Origin of the sequence: Pseudomonas gregormendelii (genome assembly GCF_017114825.1) — a bacterium.
Classification (GTDB): Bacteria; Pseudomonadota; Gammaproteobacteria; order Pseudomonadales; family Pseudomonadaceae; genus Aquipseudomonas; species Aquipseudomonas gregormendelii.
Map to the genome: position 1 here is coordinate 1 of NZ_JADEVO010000012.1, position 21297 is coordinate 21297.

The 21297-nt window shown below is 53.8% G+C and carries 20 protein-coding genes; 7 read left to right on the forward strand and 13 right to left on the reverse strand.

The features are described from left to right. Nucleotides 1–377 precede the first annotated feature (377 nt). Together IMW75_RS10480 and IMW75_RS10485 are read left to right on the forward strand one after the other, a co-directional pair. Nucleotides 378–1001, forward strand: coding sequence for a DJ-1/PfpI family protein (locus IMW75_RS10480; RefSeq protein ID WP_045061147.1), 624 nt, complete (start codon nt 378–380; stop codon nt 999–1001). A gap of 319 nt (nt 1002–1320) precedes the next feature. Continuing rightward, a complete protein-coding gene (locus IMW75_RS10485; RefSeq protein ID WP_205892567.1) occupies nt 1321–3393 on the forward strand; it encodes a 2Fe-2S iron-sulfur cluster-binding protein in 2073 nt (690 codons plus the stop codon). Nucleotides 3394–3414: 21 nt separating this feature from the next. Here the strand turns inward: IMW75_RS10485 and grxC are convergent, their stop codons facing one another. The 10 genes from grxC to IMW75_RS10535 form a co-directional block, all read right to left on the reverse strand. Then, complete coding sequence (gene grxC, locus IMW75_RS10490; RefSeq protein WP_205892568.1) at nt 3415–3678, reverse strand: glutaredoxin 3; 264 nt, start codon at nt 3676–3678, stop codon at nt 3415–3417. A 26-nt stretch (nt 3679–3704) separates the two neighbouring features. Beyond that, nucleotides 3705–4367, reverse strand: a complete 663-nt coding sequence (locus tag IMW75_RS10495) for a carbonic anhydrase (RefSeq protein WP_205892569.1) — start codon at nt 4365–4367, stop codon at nt 3705–3707. Between the two features lie 38 nt (nt 4368–4405). Next, a complete protein-coding gene (locus IMW75_RS10500) occupies nt 4406–4654 on the reverse strand; it encodes a DUF2790 domain-containing protein (RefSeq protein ID WP_205892570.1) in 249 nt (82 codons plus the stop codon). A 101-nt stretch (nt 4655–4755) separates the two neighbouring features. Continuing rightward, nucleotides 4756–5223 carry a cyanase gene (gene cynS, locus IMW75_RS10505; protein WP_045061152.1) on the reverse strand — a complete coding sequence of 156 codons (468 nt, stop codon included), beginning with the start codon at nt 5221–5223 and terminating at the stop codon, nt 4756–4758. A 363-nt stretch (nt 5224–5586) separates the two neighbouring features. Beyond that, complete coding sequence (locus IMW75_RS10510; protein WP_205892571.1) at nt 5587–6063, reverse strand: nuclear transport factor 2 family protein; 477 nt, start codon at nt 6061–6063, stop codon at nt 5587–5589. A 386-nt stretch (nt 6064–6449) separates the two neighbouring features. After that, entirely contained in the window at nt 6450–7397 is a 948-nt protein-coding gene (locus IMW75_RS10515) for a LysR family transcriptional regulator (RefSeq protein WP_205892572.1), read from the reverse strand. A gap of 353 nt (nt 7398–7750) precedes the next feature. Continuing rightward, a complete protein-coding gene (locus IMW75_RS10520) occupies nt 7751–8143 on the reverse strand; it encodes a response regulator transcription factor (RefSeq protein ID WP_205892573.1) in 393 nt (130 codons plus the stop codon). 109 nt (nt 8144–8252) lie between these two features. Next, nucleotides 8253–8903 carry a response regulator transcription factor gene (locus tag IMW75_RS10525; RefSeq protein WP_205892574.1) on the reverse strand — a complete coding sequence of 217 codons (651 nt, stop codon included), beginning with the start codon at nt 8901–8903 and terminating at the stop codon, nt 8253–8255. After that, nucleotides 8900–10741, reverse strand: coding sequence for a PAS domain-containing sensor histidine kinase (locus IMW75_RS10530; protein WP_237142259.1), 1842 nt, complete (start codon nt 10739–10741; stop codon nt 8900–8902). The genes IMW75_RS10525 and IMW75_RS10530 overlap by 4 nt, the downstream gene beginning before the upstream one ends. 164 nt (nt 10742–10905) lie before the next feature. Further along, entirely contained in the window at nt 10906–11511 is a 606-nt protein-coding gene (locus IMW75_RS10535; RefSeq protein ID WP_205892575.1) for a lecithin retinol acyltransferase family protein, read from the reverse strand. Nucleotides 11512–12071: 560 nt separating this feature from the next. Here IMW75_RS10535 and IMW75_RS10540 point away from each other — a divergent pair. Next, the gene (locus IMW75_RS10540; protein WP_205892576.1) at nt 12072–14174 is read left to right on the forward strand and encodes a putative bifunctional diguanylate cyclase/phosphodiesterase; all 2103 of its coding nucleotides are present in this window, start codon (nt 12072–12074) and stop codon (nt 14172–14174) included. 152 nt (nt 14175–14326) lie between these two features. Here IMW75_RS10540 and IMW75_RS10545 read toward each other — a convergent pair whose 3' ends face one another. Together IMW75_RS10545 and IMW75_RS10550 are read right to left on the reverse strand one after the other, a co-directional pair. After that, on the reverse strand, nt 14327–14956 hold the full coding sequence (locus IMW75_RS10545) for a LysE family translocator (protein WP_205892577.1): 630 nt from the start codon (nt 14954–14956) through the stop codon (nt 14327–14329). Nucleotides 14957–15177: 221 nt separating this feature from the next. Then, nucleotides 15178–16116, reverse strand: a complete 939-nt coding sequence (locus IMW75_RS10550) for a LysR family transcriptional regulator (protein WP_045061155.1) — start codon at nt 16114–16116, stop codon at nt 15178–15180. Between the two features lie 116 nt (nt 16117–16232). On the opposite strand from IMW75_RS10550, the gene IMW75_RS10555 reads away from it, so the two are divergent. Continuing rightward, entirely contained in the window at nt 16233–17102 is an 870-nt protein-coding gene (locus IMW75_RS10555; protein WP_045061156.1) for an SDR family oxidoreductase, read from the forward strand. A gap of 242 nt (nt 17103–17344) precedes the next feature. On the opposite strand, the gene IMW75_RS10560 is transcribed toward IMW75_RS10555, so the two are convergent. Then, entirely contained in the window at nt 17345–18265 is a 921-nt protein-coding gene (locus IMW75_RS10560) for a LysR family transcriptional regulator (RefSeq protein ID WP_045061157.1), read from the reverse strand. A 187-nt stretch (nt 18266–18452) separates the two neighbouring features. Here IMW75_RS10560 and IMW75_RS10565 point away from each other — a divergent pair, with 187 nt between their 5' ends. From IMW75_RS10565 to IMW75_RS10575, 3 genes are all read left to right on the forward strand, one after another. After that, nucleotides 18453–19379, forward strand: a complete 927-nt coding sequence (locus IMW75_RS10565; RefSeq protein WP_045061158.1) for an SDR family NAD(P)-dependent oxidoreductase — start codon at nt 18453–18455, stop codon at nt 19377–19379. 102 nt (nt 19380–19481) lie between these two features. Then, a complete protein-coding gene (locus IMW75_RS10570; protein WP_045061159.1) occupies nt 19482–20093 on the forward strand; it encodes an FMN-dependent NADH-azoreductase in 612 nt (203 codons plus the stop codon). A gap of 166 nt (nt 20094–20259) precedes the next feature. Then, nucleotides 20260–21297 (forward strand): alpha/beta hydrolase family protein, encoded by a 1038-nt coding sequence (locus tag IMW75_RS10575; RefSeq protein ID WP_205892578.1) that lies wholly within the window; start codon nt 20260–20262, stop codon nt 21295–21297.

The window sequence follows — 21297 nt, forward strand, 5'->3', positions numbered from 1 at the left end:
CGATATCAGCCATTTTTTGATGCATCGCTACAACTGGATTCGGCCTCACCAATTCAACGAGGGGTTGGCACCAGCGCGGGCCGAGGAAAAACTTAACGTCGTGTCCGGGATTAGTTGACCACTACAGCATGACGGGAGATGGATTGTGGAGCGACAGGAATAGTTAAACCGCTAGCTGTATCCCCTATGTGTCCCCGTATCCAGTGCTACGCATGGAAATGTATCTAGCGCCGCCTTTGCTACAAACCGACACAAAGCTCCCCCAGCATTTCAGCAGGCGAAACATTGGATTGTGTTTTGTGTTTGTTCTCACCAAAGCGATTAAGGCGGACCATGCGTTCAGGCACTTTATAAAACACCTGCCTGCGGAGACACCTATGAAACGAGTACTCATGCTGTTAGCCAATGGTGTCGAACCCATGGAAATGGCGGCTTTCACCGACGTGCTCGGCTGGGCCGATTTGCTCGGTGATTGTCCTATTGAGTTAGTCAATGCAGGCCTTCGCAGAAAAATCATCACCACATTTAGTCTCACGCTTAATCCAGGTTTTCTGCTTCGTGATTTGGACGTGAGTAGCTTTGATGCGCTGGCTTTACCGGGTGGTTTCGAACCGGCAGGATTCTATGAAGAAGCTCTGAGTGAGCCTTTTCTTGAAACCATTCGCCACTTTGTTGATGCCGGCAAACCCGTCGCCAGCGTTTGTGTGTCGTCGGTGTGCTTGGGTGTTGCGGGCGTGTTGCGTGGCAAGAACGCGACGACCTATCACCAGGAAGGCGGAAAGCGCAAAAACCAGTTAGTGGAAACCGGTGCTTTATTCGTAGACCGACCAGTCGTTGTCCACGACAACATTATCACTTCCAGCGGTCCAGGCACGGCCACAGAAGTCGCCTTTTTGCTGTTGGAAAAACTGACCAGTTCTGAAAACGCGACTTACATCCGCCAAAAAATGCGCTTCGCTACACCTGATCGTGACTGGTATGACAAGCCGCAAGTGGCCTAGCTCCCGCTCAATACTCTATATCAACTTCTCAAGGTATTTGTATGACTGATACGGCTCTCATCGTCGTTGATATTCAGAACGACTATTTCCGGGAAAAAGCTCTACAAGTCGTCGTAAGGACCGTCGTTGGCACTGAAGTAAATGACGTAAGGGCGTGCGGTACGCCGTTGTGCCTCGCAGATACGTGTAGCGCTCCGGCCTGCAAGGTGTTGAATTGATGATATCGGTGGGTGCAGGTGAACACCTCGCCGGTGAAGCCATCGATAGACGCCGGGGAAGTGAGTGAATTGCACCTGTTTACGAATACGTAGAGGTGATCATGAATAATACTGATGAGCAAGGGGCTTCACCCTGGCATGCTGGTGAGCGGCGGTTGCAAGAAAGTGTCGGCGTGGCGCAGCAGATGGAGCACTTTGGGCGAAAGGTTGTTCGCGACTACATGCCGGATCAGCATCGCTCGTTCTACAGCCAGCTACCTTATCTAGTGGTAGGTGCGGTCGATGAACAAGGCATCCCTTGGGCGACGTTGATAGAAGGCCCTCCAGGGTTTGTTCACTCACCCGACCCACGCTGCTTGCAGCTCGACCGCCTCCCCGCAGACGGCGACCCAGTCAAACCTGCCTTGGGAATGGGCGCCGCAGTCGGGCTACTGGGCATCGATCTGAAGACCCGAAGGCGCAATCGTATGAACGGCAATATCAACACCGTCTCCTCTGACGGTGTTGCCGTTTCTGTCGTGCACGCTTTTGGCAACTGTCCTCAATACATCCAATTGCGAAGTGTCGAGCCGGTCAGCGTTGGGCGTTCCTCATCCAATGTTTTAGCGCAACGTCTACACGAACTGGACGAGGCGGCCAGAGAGATTATTCGCAAGGCAGACACGTTCTTCCTCGCCAGCTACGTCGACCTCGAAGGAGACTCATCCAGTCGCTCGGTTGACGTTTCGCACCGCGGAGGTAATCCAGGTTTTGTCAGGGTCGAAGGCAACGTGCTGACGATTCCCGATTTCGCCGGCAATCTGCATTTCAATACATTGGGCAACCTGTTGCTCAACCCTAAAGCCGGTTTGGTTTTTGTCGACTTCTCGTCAGGTGATGTGCTCCAAGTGGCCGGGCGCACGGAGCTTATTCTTGAGGGGCCGCAGATCGCTGCATTCCAAGGGGCAGAAAGACTCTGGACCTTGACGGTGGAGCATGTCGTCCTAAGGCGCGCCGTGTTGGCGCTGCGCTGGGTATTCGAGAGTTTTTCGCCGAACAGTATGATGACCGGCAGCTGGGAAAAAGCTGAAGGTCGTTTACAGGCCGATGCCCTGCGCGACCAATGGCGGCATCTGCGCGTCACCCGAATCGTTGAAGAGAGCAGCACCATCAGCTCTTTTTATCTGGAACCCGACGATGGCGCGGGATTGCCGCGATTCGAGGCGGGCCAGCATTTACCGGTACGGTTTAGCCTGGTTGATGGGCAGCCGCCGGTTGTCAGGACTTACAGTGTGTCGAGTGCACCGTCTGACAACTTCTTCCGGATCAGCGTCAAGCGTGACGGGTTGATTTCGTCGCATTTGCACGACCAGATTCGGGCGGGGGATCTGATCGAAGCCCGTGCCCCTCAGGGACGATTTACAGTGAAGGCGGATGAGCATCGGCCATTGGTTCTATTGGCCGCTGGGGTCGGGGTCACGCCGCTGCTGTCGATGCTGCGCGAAGTGATCTACGAAGGAGAGCGAATTCGTCGCACTCGGCCGACCTGGTTTATTCAGAGTGCCCGCAGTCTGGCGGAGCTGGCATTTCGGGATGAGCTGTTTGAACTAGCAACCCGTGCGAAGGATAAAATTCGTGCATTGCGACTTCTGAGTCAGCCTGAGCAGCACGCTCGCGAGGGCGAGGACTTCGAATTGGCTGGACGTGTGGACGTCGCTCTACTCAAGGCGCTTTTACCCCTGGATGATTACGACTTTTACTTGTGCGGCCCAGGCGCGTTTACCCAGGCGTTATACGATGGGCTACGTGAACTCCGCATTGGCGATGATCGCATTCACGCTGAAACTTTCGGGCCTTCGACCTTGGTTCGGCTACGCGATCAGTTGACCCCGGCGGTCGAACAAGTTCCGGCAGCCAGTACCCCGGTAAAAGTACTGTTCGCGACTTCTGCTAAAGAGGCGCGTTGGGAGCCAGGCAACGGCAGCTTGCTGGAGTTGGCTGAAAGTCGTGGTCTGAATCCGGACTTCAGTTGCCGCGGCGGGTCGTGTGGGACTTGTCGTACAAAGCTAATCAGTGGGGAGGTGCACTATTTGAACTTGCCCGCTGAAATGCCGGCTCAGGGAGAGGTCTTGATTTGCTGCGCAGTGCCAGCGCAAAGCAAGGAGGGCGACGCCCCCCTGGTTTTGGATCTGTAGCATGAATGCCTTCTCTATCGCTCATCCCGCGAGACGCGGGTTGAGCGCTTGAGCCAAACCGCCTTCACGGTCGAGTTGAGCGAGGTCATCAAATCCACCTACATGCCAGTCGCCGATGAAAATTTGCGGAACCGTGCGACGGCCGCTGCGATTTATCATTTCCACCTTTTGGTCAACTGACTGCACGTCGATTTCGGTATAAGAAACACCTTTAGAGTTGAGCAGCTGCTTGGCAGCACGGCAGTAAGGGCAGGTGCTGGTTGTGTACATAATGACTTCAGGCATGAAAAGTGCTCCTCGTTTAGACAACTTTAGGCTGCGGCTTTTTCTACCCGAGCGTGTACAGCGCAGGTATCCGGGTGCTGTGCCAACGATTTGAAGTTGCGATTATCAGAATCAAGAGCGTCAACCGATCCGGTTTCGATGTCGTAGACCCATCCATGCAAATTCAACAAGCCTTTTTCCTGAGCGATGCGCACGCTTGGGTGAGTCTGGATGTTCGCCAATTGAGCGATGACATTTTCCCGAACCATTGAGCTTACTTTTGCTGCGTCGTTGACGTGAGAGCGAGACTCGTTGATGACTTTCGCGGACTCTGCATGCTGCAGCCAACCGGCGACGGCAGGAAGGTGATCCATGCATTTGCATTTGGCGACAGCCGTCATTGCACCGCAATCCGAATGACCGCAAATGACGATATCGGTCACCCCGAGCACCGCCACGGCGTATTCGACCGTTGCCGACACACCGCCCGGGTGGGGGCTATACGACGGCACGATATTCCCCGCGTTTCGGATCACGAACAGTTCGCCAGGTTCTTGTTGCGTCAACAGTTCTGGTACTACGCGGCTATCGGAACACGTGATGAACAACGTGCCTGGATGCTGCGTGGTGGCCAGGTGTTTGAACAGGTCCGTCCGTTGCGGAAATGCTTCTTTCTGAAACTTTAAAAAACCTTCAATGAGCGCTTTCATGGGATTAGCCTTTTGCAAGTAGTTAAGTTGGGTAACATTCAATTAGTGCAGCCGCGACCTATCACGCTGTATTCAAGGACACGAGTGTCACCGTGCGAATCCTTGTAAGTCATTTGCACTGGCACTGGACCGCAGACGTCTGCTGCTTCAGTGATGTTGATGACCTTGGCAATATCCAAGTGCACGCCATAGACATACGGAGTGGCTTCTGGCGCAGCCGAAGCTTCCTGTGCATAGGCCGACAACGAAGCTGTCAGGGACAGGGCGAGAAACAGAATTTTTTTCATGACGAATCCTCCATTTGAATTTGGTGAGTCGGTGAAGTGGGTCAATGTTTAGAGGCAGGCCCGCTAGGAGTGCGGGCCGAATTACAGTTCCAATCGCTTGCTTAGAAAGGACGCAGTGGCAGGAACTTCCCGTCGAGGGTGATCACTGCGCGGTGGCCGCCTTCAGGATCTTCAACTTTTTTCATATCGAGCTTGAAGTTAATCGCGCTGATGATGCCGTCGCCGAACTGTTCGTGGACCAAGGCCTTCAAAGTCGTGCCGTAGATTTGGATCATCTCGTAGAACCGGTAGATGGTAGGGTCCGTAGGGACGCCCGAAAGGCTGCCACGCAGTGGGATGATTTGCAGGCGCGCTACCGAGTCGGCGTCCAGGTCCAGCTTTTTACCGATCACTTTCGCGGCAGTTTCTGGAAGAGGGTGCTGGCCGAGAAGGGCTGCGGTCACGTAGGCCAGACCGAGGCCGGTGCCTTCTGCCATGTCTTCGAACGACAGGTTTTTGCGGGCTTTGGCGTCTAGAATTTTAGCGGTCAGTTCAAGACTGGTGTCGTTGTAAGCGTGGGACTGTTGCATGGTGTTGCTCCTATCGGATGCTTGGGTAAGAGTTGCTGGATGAGTGTTGCTTGGTGTGAAGCCATGTTCTGCCGTTTGTTCGATAGCGTCCAAGACCGATAAACAATGCGTCGCATAAGCCCTGCCTATAGGTTTAAAACGGAGTGCTCATGAACGTTTGGAACTCGGAAGCAATACTGCTGATTCCGGGTATTCACATTGGTCGACAAAAAATAATCGCATTGCTGCACGAGGGGATGGCAAGACAAAAGAGCCCGCGAAGGCGGGCTCAGTGGCATCTGCATTTATTGGGGAGAGGCAGCTGGTCGTATAGCGCTGCTTTTCTATGCGTGTTCGTCAGTTAGCGCGAGTATTCCGCCCTCCTCAAAGACCCAGGTCGGAAAGGCTTGGATAATCGTCCGGACGACGGCCTAGCGGCCACCGAAACTTTCGTTCTGACTCTTTGATAGGCATGTCGTTGATGCAGGCAAAACGGTTTGCCATTAAACCGTTCTCTGCGAATTCCCAGTTTTCGTTCCCGTACGAGCGGTACCAATTCCCGGAATCATCGCGCCACTCATAGGCATACCGGACAGCAATACGATTGTCGGTAAACGCCCATAACTCCTTGATAAGTCGATACTCCAACTCCTTATTCCATTTTCGCGTAAGGAACGCCTGAGCCTCAGCCCGGTTGACTGCAAAATCGACGCGATTGCGCCACTTGGTATCGGTGGTATAGGCCAATGCGACTTTTTCAGCATCTCGGCTGTTCCATCCATCCTCAGCCAGACGAACTTTGAGTGTTGCAGACTCGCGGTCAAACGGTGGTAGCGGGGGACGGGTCTCAGATTCAGCCATGATCATTACTCCACATTGAGGTACATCGTAAATTTATGGTTCGCTAGCAGCTTAGTTAAGTAACGAACGATTAGGGCGCCTACCGAGCACTTCTAGAGTAAATAGACCAGCAGGTGTGAAAGTCGACCTTCGGGGTTTGATGGACTTTCAATTAATGCTTCATTCGCTAGCGCCGAATGTAAAAGTAGGTTAGCGGCGATGTTAGAGTAGCGCTTTAGAGCAGTCCAAGAACCGAAAGAACTAATGCTGGTTTGGTTATGTAAGATAAGTCTAACGTAAGTTAGACCTCGTTCTACATAACGTACGGCTGGAAGGCGCACTACCATTTTCATCTTTCATTTAGCGCAACAGTGACGGTGATTACTATCCAATTGATGAGCAAAATATTATGCTGCTTCCTTCACTGAAACAGGGTGTCCGATGGCTGCACCTTTTTCACAAAGATGATTACTGATACGGGAACGTAACCAACGTTCACCAGGATCCGTATCTGACGTCGCACCCCATGACATCGACAGGTCGAGCGCAGGGATGCTCAACGGAAGAGCATCCATCCGCAGGCCACCCTGGCGAATCATAGTCTTAGCTACGTAATCAGGAACGACCGCAACCATTTGCGTATCCTCGATCAGGGTTTTAAGCGCACTGTATTGCGGCACAGCCAAAACGACCTGACGTTGCCGACCTAAAGCCATTAGCGCTCGGTCAATAGAGTCAACCACCTCACCATTCAAAGACACGGAAACATGTGGACGGTCGCAGTACTCGTCGAGATCGAGAGATCCGCTGCTGGCGTCTGAACTAAGAACTGTGGGGCGGATGGTTCGCAGGAATTTGCGCTTAGCATTGGCCGGGAGGTCGCGGCTATGGCAGATGCCGAGAGATACCTCTGCGCTCGAAAGTTGGTCAGCCAATAGCGAATGATCGGTACGGCGGATGACGAAGCTGACATGAGGGGCCTCGGTACGCAGTTGTCGGATCAGGCCAGGTAGGAGTGAGTATTCGACATCATCAGACAGGCCTATTCTGAACACACTGTCACTGGTCATAGGGTCAAATGCATTGATTTTGCTCAATGCTGACGCAATGGAGTCCAGAGCGGGGGTCAAGCTGAGGTGTATCTCGACTGCTCGGCTGGTAGGCTCCATCTTCCGGCCCATCCTGACGAAAAGTGGATCGTCGAAGAAGTGGCGTAAACGATTAAGAGAGGCGCTAATTGCAGACTGCCCGATGAATAATTTTTCTCCGGTACGCGTCAGGTTGTGCTCTTGCATTAGTGTTTCAAACACGATCAGGAGGTTGAAGTCAATCTTACGAAGGTCATTCCTGTTCATTGGATCACCACTGGAGCCAGGCTCCGTCAGTGTGCATCGGTGAGTGTCGAGCGAGAACCTGATGGCTGCGACGCTCCGCGCGTTTGAACTTTCGAGTCAGTAGTGGAGCTTGATAAATAAAAATTGGCTTGGTGGAACGTCCAGCATTTATGGAGGACTGCGTTCGTTCGCTTGAGTTAAGATTACTTCGCATAAGCCAAATTAGACATTCTACTTGAGTAAAATAATCTACTGTTTTTGTCGTAGGGGCTAATACTCAAGTATGGGATTGTGGGTGATAAACGAGCATACCAATGAACAATGCAAATTGTCGAAGGTACAGAGAATAGGGAAGGGTAGAAGGCAGGATAGCTTTACACTCGAATTGGGTGCGCATGAGTGCTTTTTAGAATACGTTCTATGCAGTCTATAAGTACTTGGCCATCAAATGGTTTGCTTAAAAAAAAGACTGCTCCTCCCGCTTCAGCTCGGTGGCGTACTGACTCGTCTGGGTGAGCAGTAATGAAAATGATAGGGATGAGGGGGCTGCGAACACCCATCTCAAGTTGCAGGTCTAGACCAGACATTCCTGGCATTTGAACGTCTGTAATCAAGCAATCGGTCACATTGCGCTCGGTAGACGCCAGGAAATCCTCAGCGCATGAAAACAGGTGAGATTCATAACCCAGTGAGCGCATTAGACTACTCAGCGCTACCCGCCCGGGCTTGTCGTCATCAACGATCGAGATTACTGGGACTCTGGTCATGTTTATAACCTGGGTTCGGCGGGAAGCGATTTGGGTACGCAAGCCCCCGGCACTGCCTTCACGTTATTACCGAAATACCTTACGGGATATAACACCCATGTATTAGTCCTCAGCGTTTTTGCCCTAGCCCCAACGATTCAGCCATTCGTACAAGGTCTGCAAATGACTTGGCACGCATTTTTTTCATCGCATGACCTCGATGAATCTTGACGGTCACCTCACTCAGCCCCATTTCTCCTGCGATCTGTTTATTCATTAGGCCTTTAGCCGCGTGAATCATCACCTCTCGCTCACGAGCCGTTAGCGTGAGAAAGCAGGCGTGCATCTCAGCATTCTGCTTGTCTATTTCACGTCTGCGGGTGTCAATCTGATGAGCGGCAGATACTGCATCCAGGAGATCCTGATCCCGGAACGGCTTGACAAGAAAATCAACGGCTCCCGCCTTCATGGCCTGGATAGCCATTGCGATGTCGCCATGACCGGTCATGAAAATGACCGGGATCCTGGTATTTGATTCCACTAATTTTTGTTGAAAGTCCAAGCCGCTAAGGCCTTTCAGGCGGACGTCCAAAACCAGGCAGGAAGGAACGTCAGGGGGAGAGCTCTCCAGGAATTCTACGGGCGTCGCAAATGTCTCAACACGAATATCTATTGAGCGAAAGAGGCTGCTCAGCGCAACACGGACAGATTCCTCGTCATCGATTACGAATACTATCGGCCCATCACCCGAGGAGTGTTTTGACGAGGAATCTTGATTCATAGACGCTCCTCCTGCCTAAGCGGCAATGACACATGAAACACCGCACCTTCACCCGGTTGACACGTCGCCCATATCCGTCCGCCATGAGCTTCGATAATGGACCTGCATATCGATAATCCCATTCCCATTCCCTCGGCTTTGGTCGTATAGAAGGCCTCAAACAGCTTCGGCATCTGGTCAGGTGAGATGCCCGGCCCACTGTCTTGAACTTCAACATGTACAGTACCCGGTGGATCATGGCGAACGCATAGTTTCAAGGCCCGATTTGCACATTTCGCGTGACCCATCGCCTGCATGGCGTTCATGATCAGGTTAATGATGACTTGCTGCAACTGAACGCGGTCACCGACAATCGAATCAGGATGACCATCGTGTTCATAAGTCAGGATGACCCTGTTGCGCTTCAACTCACGATTCACTAGCTCTAACGACTCGCTGATCAACTCAGACAAATCAAGAGCATTGGTTTGCGGCGCAGTCTTGCGAGACATCGCGCGTATCCGCCGGATGACCTCACTGGCTCGATGGGTTTCGCTCATCATCCGCTCGATCGCACTCCGCACCTCCCCAAGGTTTGGCACGTCGCGAGCCAGCCACCGTAAGCCCGCGGTACCGTTGGTACTCACAGCAGCAAGCGGCTGATTGACCTCGTGCGCTATCGACGCTGCCAGCTCACCCAAGGTGGAAAGTCTCGTGACGTGAGCCAATTCCTGTTGGGAGCGGTGAAGAGCCTCCTCAGATAGCTTTACATCGGTCACATCCATCAAAGCCCCGATGTATTCGACATTTCCAGAAGCATCCACAACGGGATGTGCCAACATTTGCACATGCTTGACGCGTGCATCGCTCATCAATAGTCGGTATTCCACTTTGATAAGCGGCTGTTTTCGGTAGGCATCATCGACTGACCTTTTGATCAGATCGAGATCGTCCGGGTGCGTTTTTTTTATAATACCGTCCAACGTCGGTTCTTCCTCATCGCCGAATTCGAAGATTCGGCGCGCTTCTTCGGACCAGTACATTTCCCCACCAGGAATTTTAAGGCCGATGCTTCCAGTCTGGCTCAGCCGCTGTGCACCAACGAGGAAGGCTTCACTGCGCCGCAAATCATTAATCGCCTGTTTACGCTGGGAAATGTCATTGTGCGTGGCGAGAATGGCCTTAGGCTGTTCACTTTCGTCTCGCGACAGGGAGCATCTACTGATCACGCTGATACTTTTTCCATCGCGGCCGTGTTCCACCACTTCTCCTTCCCACTGACCGGTCTTGAGAAGGGTAGTCATCATCTCGGACCAAGGGATCGCCAGTTGCGGATTCAACAGCTGACGAAAATCCTGACCGACAGCCTGTTCTGCTGACCATCCATACAAGGCTTCTGCACCAGCGCTCCAACTGGTGATGATGTGATCCATGTCTCGAACGATAATCGCATCGTGAGTCTGCGCGAGCAGCCGCACCTGTTCCTGCAATTCATCGCTAGAGGCTTTGTTTTTGAGGGCAAGCAGGGTGGTTATACCGATTGCAGAAAGACTTACGAGGCAACGCGCAAAACTCGATGAATAAAAGTCGGCGCCATGAGCGGTGAAAAACGCGACCAAGGTCAATCCGATGCAACAAAATGAAACACCGACCACGCCCTTTCTGGAAAACACGTTAATTGCTATCAAGATGACGGCGACATATAGAACCGCAACCGCGATCTCAATTGAGGTGAGGGAATCGACGATGAAAATGACACTGGAAAGCGCGATCGCGCCGAGTCTCTGAAGCACCGCAGGTGATGCGCGCAAGCCAGTACCCGATCCGGCCGCCACAGTCGTATCCATTTTGATTTTCATGAATCAACGGGCCTGCTGGTCTGCAATACCTTGCCGGGATTACATAAACACTAGCCGGTAATCTGCGACAAGCAATTCGATTGACCGGGATATTCGCAGTGCGGGAGAGGCGCGGTGGCTTGCGCTCAATTCTGCCGATAGGGATTGCACCTGGTATTTTCAGCCTAAGCAAGCAGACCGGGCTCTGGCGCGAAAATCAAATGGATCAAGCGTAGAGGAAAGTGGAGATACTCATCCACCTGAGCGCTCTTGCTGGCCCCGCTGATGCACCAGTTGCAAAAGTGCTCACAATTGTTGCTCAGAATTTTGTACTTCGACTCTCCGATTCTAGACCGCGCACGCACCACGATCTCGTCCGTAGTAAAAGCTGAGTAGTCTTGGTAAACCCATACGGAATGTCCGTTTGCGAAGTGCTGCAAATCGGTGATCTCAATCGGACCAGCTCTCAGTGAGCCACTCAACCCGGAATAGTGAGCGACGGTTCCATCTCCGAGGTAGATACCGTGGTGGATGTACAATTTGCGTGGGCTTACAAGGTGGGATCCTGGCGTTAGGAAATCAGTCCCCAAGCCAACTCGCATGAGATTCAGATGGGTAATAGTACAGTCTTGGGGGGCTCCACATTTGGCGCTGCGGACATGACCCTCATGTTCGGATATCGGGCTGTTCAGGCAGGACACGAGATTCGCGTCAACCAAGCCGGATCGAAACAGCGTCAAGGAGCATAGTGAAACCATCCACCCTTTCATTTCCGACAGCAGCTTGTTCATGATGAAGCCCTCCGAAGCCTTAAAAAAGGATATCTTTCGCAAGGATCAGAATCATTCGGACGTAAGTCTCTTTAGATAATCAGTTCTGATGCGTCTTTCATCCTTGAGTATTAATCTGTCTGTGCGACCTTTCTTCACGACCTGTCGTGATGATCCGTATCGACGCCATCTGGCTCGCCACCGAGCCCATGGACATGCGCGCCGGGACTGACACCGCGCTCGCGCGGCGATCTCCGTGATGTAAAACCACGTTGAACAACACATCCGGGGCAAGTGGGGCTGCGGTCAATGCGAGACGCGAATCCAGGCACCGGTTCCGGCTCTAATCATCGACAAAGGCATACCCACCGCAGGTCTGCTGGAAGGAGCTGGAGTGGAAGAATCAGGCGGTGGGCCCGATGCAGCGCTTATAGCCAAAGAGCGCGAAGCCAGCCTCGACCACTGTCGCTATCATCATAGTGATCAGATGGGATCGACTGTGCGTCACTTTTTGTGGTATGACCGATGCCGTACAATCATAAGATTTAATACTTTCTTGAGAAAATTCGGAGCAAGGACGCATGACCACTCCAGTTTTTATCCTTTGTGAGACCCGTGAAAACCCTTCATTCGTTGAGCAGTTTGCTGATACCGGTGAAGACTGGCTGATAAAGTTTTTCGAGAATCCCTCTGCCGTTGTGGGCCATTTAAAAAAACACTCGGCCGATGTCATTATCGTCAGTATGGCTCGCCGACGGTTCAAGGACGACGCTGGATTCATTCGGTTCTATGATGCCGTATCCTTCACGCCTATTTTGATGAGTGGTAGAGAGCAACAGCGGAGTGCCGCCGAGGCTTTCGTCGCCTGCGGTGCGCAAGGTTTCAGCTCATCTGATCCGAAAGACCGAGTTGCCGGTGTCCAGATCGTTCGCGATCTTGTCCTGCGTTTTCGCCTACACGGGAAAATGGAGGGCCCTGCCGCGCGGGCCGAGGTCACGCTCAATGCCATCAGTGATGGGGTAATTGGCGCCGATACCGAAGGCAATGTCGACTTCATCAATCCGGCGGCCGAGGTGCTGACGGGCTGGTCCAAGTCCCAGGCTTCAGGACAACCGATAGAAAATGTGATGCCCATCGATATTGACAACTCCTTGGGGTATGAGCCACACCCGGTGCAACTGGCCTTGCAAAAGCGATCCGTAGTGGGTCTAAGTGCAGGCGCGGTGTTGGTCAAGCGCGACGGCAGCCGGGTGGATATAGAGGATTCAGCTGCCCCGATCTTTGACTATCGGGGCAATCTGACAGGGGCGGTGATCGTGTTTCACGACGTTTCGGCAGAGCGCGCCATGAGGTTAAAAATGACCTACCTGGCCCACCACGACCACCTCACACAACTGCCCAATAGGGTATTGTTCCAGGACCGCCTAGAGCAAGCTGTACGCGCTGCAAGGCGCTATGGCCAGTACTTAGCGATCATGTTCATCGACCTGGACAATTTCAAACATATCAACGATTCCCTCGGTCATACAGTAGGTGACGGTGTACTCGTAGCCGTTGCCGACGCGCTGACCAGAAGTGTCCGTGCCTCGGACACATTGAGTCGCCAAGGCGGTGATGAGTTTGTGGTACTGCTCCCCGCGTTGCAGGAAGATAATGATGTCGAAACTATTGCCATGAAAATCTTACAGGCAATCAGCGTGGGACATTTAATAAACGAAAAAACGCTTTATGTTTCTGCAAGTATCGGAATTAGTTTTTTTCCCTCCGATGCCGTCAACGTCGAAGACTTGATCAAACATGCGGACACAGCGCTTTACGATGCTAAAGAGAAGGGCCGCAACCGTTATCAGTTCTTCTTGCCGGGCATGAATGATGATGCTATGGAACGTCAGCTGATCGAAGCGGATCTGCGTAGAGCTATCAGTCTTGAACAGTTCATATTGCATTATCAGCCCAAAGTGGATCTGAGCAGTGGCCTAATTACCGGAGTCGAAGCGCTGTTGCGCTGGCCTCATCCGCTCCACGGCATGATTGCACCTTCGCGGTTTATCGGCATTGCCGAAGATACCAAGTTGATTATCCCGATTGGTGAGTGGGTTGTACGCGCCGCGTGTCAGCAAATCAAAAGATGGGGCGAGCAAGGCCTGAATAATGTCTGTGTAGCTGTCAATGTCTCTATCGCCGAATTATCCCAAACTTGTTATGTCGACAATATTTTAGCGATTATCGAGGAAACGGGCGTCCCACCAGCGGCATTGCAGCTTGAGTTGACTGAAAGCGTGCTGATGTCCGACCTGCCATCCAATCGACAGGTTCTGTCGCGCCTAAAGGCTGCCGGGCTGAGCTTGGCAATGGACGATTTTGGGACCGGTTATTCAAGCTTGGCTTACCTGACCCAGTTGCCGTTCGACGTATTGAAGATCGATCAGTCCTTCATTCGCGATGTTAGCTCGCGGGCAGATAATGCTGCCGTGGTTGCTGCGATACTTGCGATGGGTAAGAGCTTGAAGCTCCGCGTAGTGGCCGAGGGCATCGAAAACTCCTTGGAACTGGGCTTTTTGCAAAGCAATGGCTGTCAAGAAGGACAGGGCTATCTGTTCAGCAAACCCTTGAGTGAAACGCAGGTGACGACTTTTCTGCTTGCTGGCAGCGTGGCGCTGCCAGCGATGCTCGAATGCCACTAAAGCGTTGCCTGATTGCCCGCACCTGTCGTTGCGCGCACCCATATTTTGATGATGAAGCCGAGTTTTACTTTTCCCTTATTGGCGATGCTGGCCATCGCTGGAGACCATTCGCCAAAGCCTCTTTTGATTGACGGGATCGTTAACGGAAAACGTCAGGCTTGCTGTACGAACGCTAGCCGCACTGCAAATCCGATCAGGAGGGTGCCGAAGAGCCATTGCTGAACTCGTTGCGCGGTTACGCTACGCTCTAACCAACCCCCTGCCCAAGCGCTGGCAGTGGCATAGAAGCTGTCGAAAATTAGACCAGTGATTACGAGTACACCACCCAGTATTGCAAATTGCTCCCATACCGACGATCGATTCGGATCGATGAATTGCGGCAGTAGCACTGAGCAAAAAAGTAGCGCTTTCGGGTTGAGTAAATTGGTGAAAAGCCCCCGCCGGATAGCCGCGCTCAAGCTCGGTGTTACATTTCCAGTCTCTGTAGTGGCAGGTGAACTCTTGCCACTGGTTTTGAACATCTGAATCCCTATCCAAAGTAGATAGGCTGCTCCTGCATATTTGACGATATCAAAAGTCCAAGGCAGCACCTTAAACATTGTTGCCAATCCCATAGCGGTCAGAGCCACATGGCAGGCACGCGCCAACGCGAGCCCGAGCGCAGTCGCCAGCGCTGCGGTTCTACCTTGTTTCGCACCCGTTTGAAGTAGCAGGATCATGTCCGGACCGGGCATTAGAAAAATCATCGAGAGAGCGAGGAGGTACAGCGCTTTGTCTTCCATATTCGTGTGGCTCGGTAGGAGATGAGGGAGACAATTTTAGAGGGAAGGGGTAGGGCAGGTGGTTGCGTATTGAACTCCAAAATCTACGTTTTTTGGCAGAATCTTCGCTTTGATAATTAGAACAGGAGCCTGTATGCCAACTGATCATTTTCCGCAAATCAGGCTTGGGCGGCTGCGCTTTTGCCTGGCTAATGCCAGGAAGGGACCGCCAGGGCGTGCCGCTACTTCCCTTTATCAGTTTCTATGGCGCTGAAGTGATCACTCAGCGTGCCTTGGAAATGTTCAATCAGGAAGTTTACGAAGACGCGTGTTTTAGCTGGCAGTTCTTTCCTGGCCGAGTAGTAGACGGAGATTGAGCCCAGATCGACATACCATTCTGGTAATAGCCGTATCAGCTCACCCCGTTGTAACCAGGGCCATGCTCGCTCCAGAGGCACCAATGCCACGCCCAGCCCCATCAGGGCGCACATGCACAGGGCTTGCGGATCATTCATGATGGCTGTTGGTTTCAGGCTCAGATCAAAGGTTTCGCCAGCCGAACTGCGCAACGTCCAGGTGCGTAATCGGTTGGTGTCGGTCGATCGCACGACAATGCCATCCTGGCCCTGCAAGTCCGCCGGCACAATGGGCAATGGCTTGCCTTGGAGCCACTCCGGAGCCGCTACAGCAACGAGGTGTAGCTTGGCCAGTTCACGCGCCACCACGCCCGGGCTTAATTCCAGGCCGCCGCCAATCGCAACGTCAAAACCTTCACCTATCAAATCAACGCGTCGGATTTCGAGGTGCCAATCGGGCACGACGGAAGGATACCGTTGCTTGAACGTTTTCAGCAGAGGCAGCACGTAGTCATAGGCAAAGGACGGAGACATGTTGACCCGCAGCCGACCGGCGGGCACATCGCGTGAGTCGCCGAGTTGAGCCATTGCGCCTTGAATCGTTTCGACACTACCCGCCACCTGTGCATATAGCGCCTCACCGGCTTCGGTAAGGGACAGACTTCGCGTGCTGCGTTGAAACAGTCGGGTGCCTAATTTTGTTTCCAGGCGGGCAATGTTTTTGCTCACTGCCGCGGCGGAAATGCCCATCCGCCGAGCCGCTTCGGAAAAACTGCGAGCTTCGGCGGCTCTGACAAATGATTCCAGGTTGCCCAAACTGTCCACGCTTATCTCCAACTTTTGGTTGAAGCTGATTCTACTGATTGATGACTAATTCGGTGGTGAATTTCAGCCCATAGTGGTGGCCGACTGAATTTCACACTCAAAACAGGTGGAGCGTAATGGGGAAAATATTAATCACCGGCGCGACCGGTAAACTGGGTAGCGCAGTAGTGCGCTCACTGGTCCGGAAGGTGCCTGCGGCAGATGTCGTCGCCTTGGTTCGAGAGGGGAGCAAAGCGCAGTGGTTGTCGGACCTGGGCGTCGAAGTGCGGCTGGGCGATTACACTGACGTCGAATCCCTGGTCAAAGCCTTCGCCGGGGTGGAAAAAATCTACCTGGTGTCAGCCGTTGCTTTCAGCGATCGGGTGGGGCAACACAGAAACGTCATTCATGCGGCACGTATGGCGGGTGTTCGACATGTGTTCTACACCAGCATTCAGCGCGTTAGCGATGACTATTGTCCTATTGAAGGTGTCACTGCCAGCGACCTCGAAACAGAGGCGATGCTTAAATCATCCGGGCTGGATTACACCATCGTCCGGCATCCGCTGTATGCCGACGTGCTTGCGATGTACATCGGCAAAGATGCTCCGCAGAAGGGCTTCAGCGCACCCGCCGGTCAGGGGCGGGTGGCCCTGACGAACATTGATGAGCTAGCTGAAGGCGGGGCAACCCTGCTCAGTCAGCCGGGTCACGAGCATCGAGCTTATCTGCTCAATAGCGGACAAACCTGGTCGTTCGCAGACATCGCCGCCGCGCTTTCGCGCATAACCGGTAAAGCCGTTCATTATCAGCCGATCGCGACCGCAACCTTCATCGCCGCCCGCGAAGCCGAAGGTTGGCCACCTCATGTCGCGACCTTCATTGGCGATTGGTATCGCGCTATCGAGAAAGGCGCATTTGATCAAACCAGTCGTACCCTTGAAGAACTGCTAGGTCGAAAGCCCAAAGATCTTGAGGACATCGTTAGAGATGCCTTCAAGCTCTGACGGTTCAGTGGGCTGCCCTACATCCCCATTAAGTCGAGCGCTGCGCTTATCGGCGACCGTAGCGTCTTGGCTGAGCCAATGAGTGAGCATCGAAGAGAAGGGCCTTGCGGGGCCTTTTTTGACGGTGAACCGGGTTTTGCTGGATAAAAAGCATAGGCCCAATGACCTTCGCTAAAAAACTCCTGGCACTGTCATGCGAAGACAGGCAGATGCCGAAGCTCTCCCGGCCTGAGCATATAAGCTCAGACTTTCTTTTTAGTGATCGAATTCTCCGACACAATCTCACGTACGACGTTGACGAAAGCCCGAAGTCCCGCTGGCATATGGCGATTCGCAGGATAGTAAAGGCGCAGCCCCGGGTACGAAGGTGTCCAGTCCTCCAGCACTCGCATGAGCTTTCCGGACGAAATATGAGCAGAAGCAGCGAAATCATTAGTCCAGGCTATGCCGGCGCCTTGCAAAGCAGCCTCTAACATCAAGTGGTGGCTGTCGAGCGTCAACGACCCGCTGACATCTATTGATTGCTCTTCACCGCGCTTCTCGAATTCCCATTTGTAGATCGAACCACTGGGGAAGCGCACGCGTATGCAGTTGTGTGCGAGCAGGTCTATCGGAACCTTTGGTTTTTTGCATTTCGCGAAATACTGGGGGGAAGCGACCACCGCAAAACGGAGCGGGGGAGTGATCGCAATGGCGATCATGTCCTGCGGAACGCTTTCCGCCAACCGTATGCCGGCGTCGAATCCACCAGCAACGATGTCAACCAGACTTCTATCGGTAACGATGTCTACCCGCATGTCGGGATAACGCCTTAGGTACTCCAGTACCACTGGCGTCAGCACCATTTGCGCAGCACCTTCGGAGGTGTTCAGGCGTAGGGTTCCCGCCGGCGTATCGCGGAATTCGCTTACCGCCTCCATGGCCGCGGATATATCACGCAGAGCGGGCTGCACACGAACCAGAAATTGCTCCCCGGCTTCAGACAGAGAAACGCTTCGCGTGGTTCTGTGGAACAACCTCACGCCAAGGCGTTTCTCCAGTGCAGCGATCGCATGACTGAGTGCTGATGGCGACATTCCCAATTCCACGGCCGCACGACGAAAACTGCGATGAGTAGAAACGGCGACTACGGCGTTCAGCTCGAGTAGCCCGGATTTCTGCATTGTGCTAATTCCTGCATCAGTTCATCCGATATTAGCCTGATTGTTTGCGACAGTGCTGAGGCTTATCTTGGTCCACAGCAACTTTACGCGGGTCGGGCTTCATAGCGTGGCCTGTGGCATCCCGGTCATCCGGTGATCCCGCAAGTCAGTTCGACTCAGCGGTTATTAAACATGCGAGGAATAATTCATGACGCGTATCACTACACCTTTCGGGTTTCATTCAACCGCACAAGAGGTCATTGAAGGGGTCGACCTCACTGGTAAACGTGCAATCGTAACGGGCGGGGCCTCCGGTATCGGTATTGAGACAGCGCGCGCATTGGTCAATGCCGGCGCAAACGTGACGCTTGCAGTACGGCGTCCGGAGGCGGCGGAATCGATAGCCGCCGAACTGCGCTCTGGGGGCAGGGGTACCGTTGATATCCGCTCAATCAATCTGGCGGATCTGTCCTCTGTGAAATCGTTTGCTGAGTCGTGGTCAGGGCCACTTGATATCCTGGTCAATAACGCAGGGATCATGGCCGTTCCTCAGCGGGAGCTGACATCGCAGGGTTGGGAGATGCAGTTTGCAACCAACTTTCTCGGCCATTTTGCGCTCGTGCTTGGGTTGCAAAACGCCCTGATCAAAGCCGAAGGCGCCCGAATTGTTTCGTTGAGCTCAAACGCTAATCTTCTAGGGCCAGTAGTTTTCGACGACATCAATTTTGACTTCCGCACATACGATGCGTTCGCATCATATGCCCAGGCAAAGTCAGCATGCGCGCTCATCGCCGTAGAGATCACCCGTCGCTGGGCGAAGCTAGGCATTTTCGCTAACGCTTTGAACCCTGGGGCAATCGCGACCAACCTTCAGAAACATACCGGTGGGCTTAAGACCCCAATTGAACGTCAGAAGAACGTGCAACAAGGTGCTGCGACATCGGTACTGCTTGCGGCGTCTCCGTTGTTGGAAGGCATTGGTGGTCGTTATTTCGAGGACTGTAATGAGGCGCTGGTAGTCACCAAACGGCCTGCCGATTACAGGGGCGTTGCAGCTTATGCCGTTGACCCTGATAACGCGCAGCGGTTGTGGGAAGTTGCCACGCGGATGACCGTCGGATTGTTCTATAGGTGAGACGATCAATCGCATTGTTGCTGACTAATCGGCTATTGGTTTCACCTGTAGGATTTACTCCATCAGATCGCCGGCTGGCGATCCTCACCTTGGAGATCCCTTATGAAACTGTTGCATATCGATTCGAGCATTCTGGGTGACAACTCGGCCTCCCGTCAGCTGAGCAGCGAAGTGGTCAAGGCCTGGCAGGGCGCTGAAGCAGGCACGGTGGTGACCTACCGTGACCTGGCCGCCGATGCCATCAGCCATTTTTCCGCCACCACCCTCGTTGCGGCCGGCACCACCGCCGAGTTGCGCAATGCCGCGCAACAACACGAGGCCGACCTGAGCGCCACTGCCCTGGCTGAGTTCCTCGCGGCCGATGCCGTGGTGATTGCCGCGCCGATGTACAACTTCACGATTCCAACCCAGCTCAAGGCCTGGATCGACCGCATCGCGGTAGCTGGCCAGACCTTCCGCTATACCGAAGCCGGCCCTGAAGGCCTGTGCGGGGGCAAGAAAGTGGTGATCGTGTCGACCTCCGGCGGCCTGCATGCCGGCCAGGCCAGCGGCGTAGCCCATGAAGAGTACTTGAAGCTGCTGCTGGGTTTCCTCGGTATCACCGACATCGAGTTCGTGCGTGCCGAAGGCCTGGCCTACGGTGACGAAGTGCGTACCAAAGCCATGAATGACGCGCACGTGCGCATCAGTGAGCAGTTGTTCGCCGCTGCGTAAGGCTTGCGTAAAGAGCTCAAACAGCTCGGGCAATCGGTAAAAAACTCTGTATTCTGGAAGCGCAAGCGCCAGGTACGGAGTTTTTTGTTTCTGGCTGTGTCACACGTTGGCCCAAGTCGTGCAGTCAAAGGGCATCGTCACCGCAAGTGAACAGGTAGGGCGTTCCATGGTACGTCTTTGTGCAGCATTACTGCTGGGCCTGCTCGGCAGCCTTAATTGGGTGCAGGCAGCACCTGCGATGCATCCGCGCTGGAGCGTCGGCTACCACGAGATGAGTTTTCTCGACCCTCTGGACTTGCAGCCGATGCGTGCCATCGCGTTCTACCCCTCAAGCGACAAGGAGCATTCCAGCCGGCTGGAGGGTTACACGGTCGAAGCGGGTGAGGATACCCGGGTGGCCATCGGGCGCTACCCGATGCTGATGCTGTCCCATGGCAACACTGGTACGCCGATGGCCTTGCACGACCTGATGACTTCGCTGGCGCGCAAGGGCTTTGTGGTGGTGGCGGTTATCCATCCGGGTGACAACTCAACCGACCACAGTCGCCTGGGTACCCTGAGCAACCTGTACGGCCGGCCGCTGCAGATTTCCGAAGCCATTACCGCAACCTTGGGCGATCCGATGCTGGCGCCTTTCGTGAATGCCGGGCAGGTCGGGGTGATTGGCTATTCGGCGGGCGGTGAAACGGCCTTGATACTCTCCGGTGCAACCCCTGATCTGGATCGCCTGCGCCGTTATTGCCAGGAGCGCCCGGATGATCGTGACGCCTGCAATACCCAGGGCGAGCTGATCGTCGATCGCGATGACTTGCAACCGGTGGCCGACCCAAGAGTACATGCCTTGCTCCTGATGGCGCCGTTGAGCCTCAAGTTCGGCCGGCACACCCTGGCTGACGTGCATGTGCCAGTGCTGCTCTACAGCGGTGACGGAGACAAGCTGGTGGCCTTTGACAAAAATGCCGCCGCCCTGGCACGCAAACTGCCAATCGCACCGGATTTCAAGTTGCTGGCTGGCGCCGGGCATTTCGTGTTCATGGCCCCGTGCACCGATGAGGAGATTGCCGCCATGCCAGCACTGTGCACTGATGCCGATGGCGTTAACCGCGAGGACATTCATCGCAACCTGATTGGCGAGGCTGGCCGGTTCTTTTCTCGCACGTTGTCCAAGCCCAATCGGGCGGGTATGCAAACCGCTGATCAATGA